The organism is Listeria rocourtiae subsp. hofi, from assembly GCF_963575615.1.
Classification (GTDB): Bacteria; Bacillota; Bacilli; order Lactobacillales; family Listeriaceae; genus Listeria_A; species Listeria_A hofi.
On sequence record NZ_CAUYTL010000060.1, the window covers coordinates 1 to 8932 of the forward strand.

Below are 8932 nucleotides of genomic sequence, written 5' to 3' on the forward strand. Positions count from 1 at the left end.
TTTATTGGTTGACTAATCGTAAGAAGAGGATGGAACATCCGTTGATTTGTAGATCAACTTTTGTCCCATCCTCTTTTTTGTTAATAGTTCTCACTTGACTTTCTACATAAGAAGAATATACTTAGTTAAGTAAACTAAATAAAAAGGGGGATGCAGAGTAGTGCATAATTCGGAGGAAGATTTAGGCCAAGCAGTTGTGAAAGCTTTTATGAATTTTAAGCGGGCAGAGCTGCAAAATTTTAAAGTTGCCGGCTTAAAACGATCCGAAACCCGGTTCTTGTTTATGTTACACCAAGGCTTACAGCACTCGAATCATAAGCAGGGCATGAAAGTATCGGATGCAACGGCGATTCTCAGGGTATCAAAACCAAGTGTGACGCAGCAAATTAATGCGTTAGAAGAGAAGAAGCTAATCATTCGAAGCCAAGATCCGGTGGATAAAAGAGCCGCGTATATTCAACTTACGGGACAGGGAAAGGAAGTAGTAGCAGAAATAATTTCAACTTTTCACAAAAATTTTGAGGATATGACGTTATTTTTGGGTAAAGATGAAATGGAGAAGTTAATTTCGCTACTAGATAGACTAACAGAGTATCTCAACAAAAAAGCTGAAAATAAGGAGGTATAAGCAACGTTATGATGAAATTAGTAAAGCGAATGGGTGCCTATAAATGGGGCATTGTACTAGTTTTAATGTTAACATTTCTGCAAGTTCTAGGACAGTTGTACTTGCCCACTCTAATGGCAGATATTATTGACAATGGTGTTGCAAAAGGTGACACGGCCTACATATGGAAAGTAGGATTGCAGATGTTGGGCATTTCTGCTTTGTCAGGAGGTCTTTCGGTCATTATTGTGTACTATGCATCCAAGATTTCGATGGGATTTGGACGCGATTTACGGGACAACATTTTTGGCCGGGTAGAGAATTTTTCGTTGCAGGAATTTGATAAAGTTGGGACGGCGTCTTTGATTACGCGTTCAACAAATGATGTGGTACAAATTCAAAATGTGTTGTATATGATGCTACGAATGATGGTGATGGCACCGATTATGTTAATTGGTGGTGTGATTATGGCAGTTGGCAAAGATGCTAAACTGTCGCTTATTTTTGTGATTGTATTACCTATTTTACTCGTAATGGTCATATTCATCGGTGGGAAGGCGATGCCGATGTTTAAATCACTACAAAAGAAAATGGATAAATTGAACCAAGTCATCCGGGAAGGTTTAACGGGAATTCGGGTGATTCGTGCGTTTAACCGTGGTGATGATGAGTTGAAGAAATTCGATGTGTCTAATGAGGATTACGCAAAAACGGCGGTCGGTGTTAATAGACTACTTTCTCTGATGAGTCCTTTGATGATGTTAATTATGAATTTGACGACCATTGCAATTATTTGGATTGGGGCGAAATTTGTCGGCGATGGTAGCATGCAAGTCGGTGATTTAATGGCGTTTATTCAATATGCAACGCAAATTATGATTGCTTTCATGATGGTTTCGGCTGTGTTTATCATGATTCCGCGTGCGGCGGCTTCTGCTGAACGTATTAATGAAGTGCTGGAAATGGATACGGAAATTCACGATACTAAGGATGCGAAAAATGTGATGTCTCCGGTTTCATTAGAATTTGATAATGTGTCATTCCGCTACGCTGGTGCTGAGAAGCCAGTGATTGAAGGTATTTCTTTTAAGGCGAATGCTGGGGAGACGATTGCGATTATTGGTAGCACCGGGGCTGGGAAGTCGACGATTATTAATATGATTCCGCGTTTTTATGACGTTGCAGAAGGTGCGGTACGCGTGAATGGTCTGGATGTCAGGGAGATGACGCAGGAAGATTTACGGATGAAAATTGGCTTAGTTCCTCAAAAAGCGATGTTGTTTACTGGTGATATTGAACAGAATATGCGCTATGGGAATGAAGCGGCGACTGATGAAGAAATTTGGTCGGGTTTACGGACGGCACAAGCGGAGGACTTTGTTTCGAAATTATCGGAAGGCTTAAATAGCCGTGTCGAACAGGGCGGAAATAATTTTTCGGGTGGTCAGAAGCAGCGTTTGGCGATTGCGCGTGCGTTGATTCGGAAACCGCAGATTTATATTTTTGATGATAGCTTTTCAGCACTTGATTTTAAAACGGACTCGTTATTGCGTGCGGCTTTAAAACCGGAAACGCGCGAGTCGATTACGATTATTGTGGCGCAAAGGATTACGTCAGTTATTGATTCGGATCAGATTATTGTGGTCAACGAAGGTAAAGTTGCTGGAATTGGAACGCATGAAGAATTAAAAGAGTCGAATACGATTTACCAAGAAATTATGAGATCACAACTGTCAGAGGAGGAGATAGCATGAGTCCAGGACCAGGATCAGGTGGACATGGTGGCGGAAGAACCGTGATGCCAACAGCCAAACCTAAAGATTTTAAAAAGTCTTTGTTCCGTTTATTAGGATATATGAAACCACGGGCTATCTCGCTTATTGCAGTGCTTTTACTCGCTATATTGTCAACGATTTTTAATGTTATTAGTCCAAAAGAACTTGGAAAGGCGACGACGGAAATATTTGCAGGTGTTATGTCGCCAGCTGGGATTAATTACGATAAGATTTTTGATGTACTGTTTATTGTATTATTGCTTTATTTAGGTAGTTCGTTATTTAGTTTTTTACAACAATATGTGATGTCGAGTGTGGCGCAACGTACGGTGTATGATATGCGTAAAGAATTAAAGGCTAAACTGAGCCGTTTACCGCTTCGTTACTTTGACACGCGCTCTAATGGTGATATTTTGAGCCGGTCCGTGAATGATATGGATAATATTGCGAATACGCTACAACAGGCTTTAACACAGGCGATTACGGCGATTGTGCAAATTGTCGGTGTTCTGATTATGATGTTGACGATTAGTTGGCAGATGACATTGATTGTTGTCGCGACGGTTCCACTTAGTATTTTGCTCGTGGCAATCGTGGCTAGCCGTTCGCAAAAATATTTTGGCGCACAACAAAAAAACCTAGGTGTGCTAAACGATCATGTGGAGGAAACGTTTGGTGGACATACGGTTGTGAAAGCATTTGGGCAAGAGAAGAAAACACTTGCGAAGTTTGATGTGGTAAATAATGATTACTATGTTGCTGCAAAAAAGGCGCAATTTATCTCGGGTATCATGATGCCACTCATGCAATTTGTTGGGAATATTGGTTACGTAGCAGTCTGTGTCGGTGGTGGTATTTTTGTAACGAATGGGACGCTAACAGTTGGTAATATTCAAGCATTTACGCAATATGTGCAGTTGTTCTCGCAACCTATCTCTAGTGTGGCGAACATCTCAAATATCATTCAATCTACGATGGCTTCGGCTGAGCGTATTTTTGAAGTGTTGGATGAGGAAGAGGAAACAGATATTACTCCAGAAAATGTGGAACATCGTGCAGGAGAATCGGATCGAATTGTTTTCGATCATGTGAAATTTGGTTATACGCCAGATAAAACGCTGATGCATGATTTGAATATTGATGTGAAGGAAGGACAAATGGTAGCGATTGTTGGTCCGACTGGTGCGGGTAAAACGACAATCATCAATTTGTTGATGCGCTTTTACGATGTTGAGGGTGGAGGAATTCGCCTCGGTGGCATTGATACGCGTGATATGACGAAAAATGATGTGCGCGCGAAATTTGGTATGGTATTGCAGGATACGTGGTTATTTAACGGGACGATTGCAGAGAATATTGCATATGGACGAGATAATGTCACGACAGAAGAAGTTATCGCGGCTGCTGAGGCGGCGTATGCAGATGAATTCATTAGACGTTTGCCGGACGGTTATGACACTGTTCTGAACGAAGAGGGCTCAAACATTTCGCAAGGACAAAAACAATTGTTGACGATTGCGCGTGCGATTCTTTCTGATCCTAGCATCTTGATTTTGGATGAGGCAACATCAAGTGTTGATACACGGACAGAATTGAACATTCAATTGGCAATGGGGAACTTGATGGAAGGGCGGACAAGCTTTGTTATTGCGCATCGATTGTCGACGATTCGTGATGCGGACTTGATTCTCGTTATGAACCATGGGAATGTGATTGAACAAGGAACGCATAAGAAATTGCTTGATGAGAATGGTTTCTATGCGGATCTTTATAATAGTCAGTTCGCGAACGACCAAGCCGTCTGAGGTGTGGCGGTGTGTTTTCAACGCTGGGTGTGAAGTGATTAAAAGATTTGAATACTCTTTAGCGCTGCTGGCTTTGGCTGGTGGTGTTTTTTTGTGGTAGGATGGTGGAGAAGTTTCTTTTATGGGGGGAGAATAGGTGTATGGTGAGGATTCATGTGATGGGGGCATCGGGTGTTGGGACTTCAACGCTTGGTAGAGCGCTTGCGAATAGGCTTGGCGTGCCTTTTTTTGATACGGATGACTATTATTGGGAAGAGAAATATAATGTTAAGAGGGAAATAGAGGCGCGATTGGAGATGATGGAGCAAGATTTTGCAGAGCATCATGATTGGATCCTTTCGGGTGCGCTTTCTAATTGGGGGACATCGCTGGAACGGCTTTTTGATGTAGTAGTTTTTTTAGAGGTGCCGCGTGATGTGCGATTAGGGCGTTTGGTGAATCGGGAACAGATGCGTTATGGCGATGCGATTTTGCCAGGAGGAAGTAGGTACGAGGCGCATTTGGAATTTGTTGCGTGGGCTTCGAGATATGAAGATGGTGGCCTAGATGTGCGAAGTAAGAAGCTACATGAAGCTTGGTTTCAAAAGTTAAATTGCCCGGTGTTGCGGGTTACTGGTGATAGGACGGTTGATGAGGAAGTTACGCAGGTTTTGACGGTATTAAACCTCAAATAAATCGACTATTTTCATCTTTTGTCATGTTTAGATATAAAAAAAAGTGGAACCCTATAAAGATAATAGGGGGGATTTTGTTGTGAAAAAAGTGTTTTGTAGTATGGTTGTTATTTTTCTAGCGTTTGGGGTTATTTTTGCAGTTGGAAGTAAGGCAGATGCAGCGACGAATGATGCGCAACGTTTTAAGACAATAGGGGCGAATAAGCAACTTATTTTAGTGACAACGCCGGGTTATAAATCCAATAAGGCAACGATTCAGACATTTGAGCGTGATAGTAAAGGTATTTGGCAGCGTAAAGCATTGATGTACGGCTTTATTGGTAGGGATGGTTTTGCGACAACGATGCGGGAGACAGTGGTTCAAAGTCCACGCGGGAAGTTCACGCTTGGAACGGCTTTTGGTCGCTATGCTAATCCTGGGACAAAGATGCCCTATCGCAAAACGACAACACGTGATGTTTGGGTGGATGATAGCAAGTCGAAACTTTACAATTCATGGCAAGTGCTCCCAGCCAACAATCGCTGGAAATCTGCGGAAAAATTATATCAACCGGCTTACAACTATGCGTTCGTAATTAATTATAATCCGCTTAGAAAACCAGGTTGGGGCTCAGCAATCTTTTTCCATGTATCTAGTAGCTATACGATGGGGTGCACGGGAACCAGTCAAGCCAATGTAGTTAAAATTTTAAAATGGCTAGATCCGAATAAAAAACCAGTGATTATCCAATCGCCAAGAACGGAATTGAGTAGATATTAAGTACAGCAAGACCAAGCCTTCCAAAATTCGGAGAGCTTTTTTTAATTGCTCATCTGTGCGCATCGTTTAGCCTTTTTTAAATTCGGGTATTAATTACCAATCATGAAACGGCGAATGTAGCCGAATTAAAGGAGGAACAAATCATGCGGCCTATTCTGAAATGGATGGTGCTGGTAGTCATGATGGTTCTATCGATATGTGTCGTAACGATAGCACAGACAAGTTCCACAGATTCCTTACGAGAAGCAAATGCACAAACAACTCCCGTTACGGTAAGTAAATATCCGAGCGCATCATCTCTACCAGCGCAAACACCAACCACGGTGATTCCAAAAGTGAGCGCCATGCCTGCTGTAAACCGCGTGCTAGTTATTCTAGTAAGTTTCAAAGACGTGGCAATCAAACAGAGCGAAGCGAGCTGGAATCAGAAAGTTTTTAGTACGACGAGTAAATCAGTACGGCTTTATTATACACAGGCGACGAATGCTAAAATTAATCTCGTTCCTGCCAGTGAAACGTCAGGAACCGCAAATAATGGCGTAGTACGGGTCAAATTGAATCGTAATCACCCACGGACTGGTACGGCGATTGATACGCGTAATCAGTATATTGTTCGAGATGCACTAATTGCAGCGAACGGTTTTGTTAATTTTGCACAGTATGATACGAATCAAAATGGCCGCATTGATGCGAGTGAGCTTCATGTGATGACGATTGTAGCGGGGCAAGAGCGAGCATACACAAACACAGCGGTCTCAGTTTGGGGACATATGTGGGGAATGAACGGGAATATCACACCAAAGCTAGATGGTAAAACGTTTTTCACATATACGCAATTTGGTGAAATGCACGGTACACATATGGCAACAATCGGTGTGATTGCGCACGAGCTTGGACATGACCTTGGTTTGATGGATCTATACAATACAAACGGTTCAGGAAGTGGCCTTGGAACTTACAGCTTAATGGCAAAAGGTGCTTGGGGAAAACAATCTGGTGACAGCTATCCAGGTCAAACACCAATTCTTCTAGACGCCTATTCTAAGGTTAAAATTGGTGCTGTGACACCGCGTGTTGTCAGTACAACGACATCTTCTACCCAAATGGTTTACACAGGAACGACAATTTTGCGAATTAATACAAGTTCTCCGAGAGAGTACTTTTTAATCGAGAATCGGCAATTTATCGGCTTTGACCGTGCGTTAATCGGCAAAGTGTACAAAGGCGGTATCGCTATTTATCATGTGAATACAAATTATAGTGGCAATCAAACTATAGGTAAACAAATGGTGACATTGAAGGAAGCGAATCAAGGCATTATTGGTTACTCCCAGTTGAATAGCGGTAGCACTGCCATGTCTGATGCGCTTTACTACGTCGGCACGGGATCTAGAGGCAAAGCACAGCAAATCTATTTGAATAATCGCACAAATCCATCGAATCGTCTTAGTAATGGAGCCTATCCGAATTTTTCTTTCAAAGTGAACTCTAAGCCGGGTAACGTCATGTCTGTCAGAATCGGTCCAGCCTACCCAGTAACAGCAATCACATTAAATCGAAGTGGTGTCTATATCAAAAAGAACACTGCTTTCCAAATGCGGGTTACTATAGCACCGACTAATGCTTCAAATAAAGGAATCGCTTGGACAAGCTCGAATACTAAAATTGCGACAGTAGACGCTAAGGGAAAAATAACTGGTAAAGTAGTCGGGACAGCGATTATCACAGCGCGGTCATTAGACGGTTCTAAAAAAGATACTGTGCTCATTAAAGTAACGAATTAAATCAACTTGACATATTTGAAAGGTACCTTTATAATGATAAATAAAGGTACCTTTCAAATATGTCTAATGACAAAAACAAACTAATGGAGGAATTACAAATGAGCGAAACAGAAAACAATTTGATGAAACAATTCATCCAATTTAACCGGATGTTGCATCACTATCAAATCCATAACTTGCGTGGTGCTGGACCTTTAGGAAACCCATATCGCGGTCAAGGACGAGTATTAGCGATTTTAAAAATGAAACCTGAAATCACACAAAAAGAATTGGCATATTTACTCGATATGCGGAACCAGTCTTTAGGTGAGCTGTTGGCAAAGCTGGAGAAAAATGAATACATTACGCGTGAACCATCCGAGGAAGATCGCCGCGTGATGAATGTTAAATTGACAGAGGCCGGCGCGGAAGCAGTAGAGCAGAGCAAGGATAATCAGACCGATTACAATAAGATTTTCGATGTGCTAGATGATGAAGAAAAGGCGAATCTGCACGATTATTTACACAGGATTACAGACGAGCTTGGAAAAGCATTAGGCGATATGAGTGAGGATGAAGGCTTTGACGATCCCCGCTTGCAAGGACGTGGCGGATTCCCTGGCTTTGGCGGAGGTAGACCACGCGGTGGAGGCCACGGCCCAGGACACAGAGGTCACCATTGCGATCCAAGATTTTCCCACGGTAGATACCCAGATTTTGGTGCCATGCGCAATGTAGATTATTTTGGACATGAAGATCATAGATAAGCCTTTTTAAGCAAAGAAAAAAGGGTCTGAACATAACCCAAATAAATCGGCGACAAGCGCTCGCATTCAGGGGATTTGGCGGACTTCCGGTTCTCACATACAGTCGTATGCTCCGCTTCCGGCTTTCACCAAATCCCCTGAATACAAACGCTTTCGCTCGATTTGTGTCAAGCAAGATTCACATCCTACTCAAAAAAAAGGATGTGTGATATCTTGCTTATTTTGCATGAAAATGAGTTTTTCCCGTCCTCTTTCTTTTTATTTTGGCGGCCTCATAGAAACCGGCTTATCTAGAATTTCTTTCATAATGATTGCTTCCTGCATTTTTCCGCGGACACGTTTTTTTGTAGCGGTATGGCGATGATGCATACGTGTCACATTAGTATCAGCATTTGAGATTGCATCTTTAATCACTGTATCTTTATAGCCCGATGGTTGGGGCTTTTTAGCAGATGATTTTTTAGATGTAGATCGTTGTTTTGGCACATTTGGAAGGCTAGGTTTCTCGTCCTTCTCTTTTTCCGTCTCCGCCTTTTTAAAATAGCTGATGAGCCCAAAAAGAATACCAATGATAACGATAGCAGTACCGAACCAATCACCAATATTAGCAAAAATGCTATCCATTTTCGTTACACCTTCTTTCTGAAACGACGATGCCACTAAACTTATTTGTCTTCTTTTGCAATAGCTTCTTGTATTGTTGGGACTGTTCGAATAGAATGAGTTACAGTCCCAATATACATGAGAGCAAAGCGAGCATGTAATCCATCAGAGACTGTTC

8 protein-coding genes are annotated in these 8932 nt (G+C 42.0%); 7 read left to right on the top strand and 1 reads right to left on the bottom strand.

The window, feature by feature from the left end; genetic code table 11:
- Positions 1 to 208 precede the first annotated feature (208 nt).
- The 7 genes from R8925_RS15305 to R8925_RS15335 all read left to right on the top strand — a co-directional run bounded on the left by R8925_RS15305 (position 209) and on the right by R8925_RS15335 (position 8151).
- Positions 209 to 628, top strand: a complete 420-nt coding sequence (locus R8925_RS15305; protein ID WP_430539458.1) for a MarR family winged helix-turn-helix transcriptional regulator — start codon at positions 209 to 211, stop codon at positions 626 to 628.
- 8 nt (positions 629 to 636) lie between these two features.
- The gene (locus R8925_RS15310; RefSeq protein WP_430536657.1) at positions 637 to 2361 is read left to right on the top strand and encodes an ABC transporter ATP-binding protein; all 1725 of its coding nucleotides are present in this window, start codon (positions 637 to 639) and stop codon (positions 2359 to 2361) included.
- The gene (locus R8925_RS15315; RefSeq protein WP_430539457.1) at positions 2358 to 4187 is read left to right on the top strand and encodes an ABC transporter ATP-binding protein; all 1830 of its coding nucleotides are present in this window, start codon (positions 2358 to 2360) and stop codon (positions 4185 to 4187) included. Before R8925_RS15310 ends, R8925_RS15315 begins: the two co-directional genes overlap by 4 nt.
- A 140-nt stretch (positions 4188 to 4327) precedes the next feature.
- Entirely contained in the window at positions 4328 to 4861 is a 534-nt protein-coding gene (locus tag R8925_RS15320) for an AAA family ATPase (protein WP_430536658.1), read from the top strand.
- A 79-nt stretch (positions 4862 to 4940) separates the two neighbouring features.
- Positions 4941 to 5621: a L,D-transpeptidase family protein gene (locus R8925_RS15325; RefSeq protein WP_430536659.1), complete on the top strand. Its 681-nt coding sequence runs from the start codon at positions 4941 to 4943 to the stop codon at positions 5619 to 5621.
- A 143-nt stretch (positions 5622 to 5764) separates the two neighbouring features.
- Positions 5765 to 7405 (top strand): M6 family metalloprotease domain-containing protein, encoded by a 1641-nt coding sequence (locus R8925_RS15330; RefSeq protein ID WP_430536660.1) that lies wholly within the window; start codon positions 5765 to 5767, stop codon positions 7403 to 7405.
- 98 nt (positions 7406 to 7503) lie between these two features.
- Positions 7504 to 8151 carry a MarR family winged helix-turn-helix transcriptional regulator gene (locus R8925_RS15335; protein ID WP_430536661.1) on the top strand — a complete coding sequence of 216 codons (648 nt, stop codon included), beginning with the start codon at positions 7504 to 7506 and terminating at the stop codon, positions 8149 to 8151.
- 258 nt (positions 8152 to 8409) lie between these two features.
- Here R8925_RS15335 and R8925_RS15340 read toward each other — a convergent pair whose 3' ends face one another.
- Entirely contained in the window at positions 8410 to 8775 is a 366-nt protein-coding gene (locus R8925_RS15340) for a hypothetical protein (RefSeq protein ID WP_430536662.1), read from the bottom strand.
- Between the last annotated feature and the right edge of the window lie 157 nt (positions 8776 to 8932).

Bases quoted from the DNA above. Each gene is read 5' to 3' on its own strand.
- R8925_RS15305 (WP_430539458.1), top strand. From the start codon at position 209: ATGAATTTTAAGCGGGCAGAGCTGCAAAATTTTAAAGTTGCCGGCTTA.
- R8925_RS15310 (WP_430536657.1), top strand. From the start codon at position 637: ATGATGAAATTAGTAAAGCGAATGGGTGCCTATAAATGGGGCATTGTA.
- R8925_RS15315 (WP_430539457.1), top strand. From the start codon at position 2,358: ATGAGTCCAGGACCAGGATCAGGTGGACATGGTGGCGGAAGAACCGTG.
- R8925_RS15320 (WP_430536658.1), top strand. From the start codon at position 4,328: ATGGTGAGGATTCATGTGATGGGGGCATCGGGTGTTGGGACTTCAACG.
- R8925_RS15330 (WP_430536660.1), top strand. From the start codon at position 5,765: ATGCGGCCTATTCTGAAATGGATGGTGCTGGTAGTCATGATGGTTCTA.
- R8925_RS15335 (WP_430536661.1), top strand. From the start codon at position 7,504: ATGAGCGAAACAGAAAACAATTTGATGAAACAATTCATCCAATTTAAC.
- R8925_RS15340 (WP_430536662.1), bottom strand. From the start codon at position 8,775: ATGGATAGCATTTTTGCTAATATTGGTGATTGGTTCGGTACTGCTATC.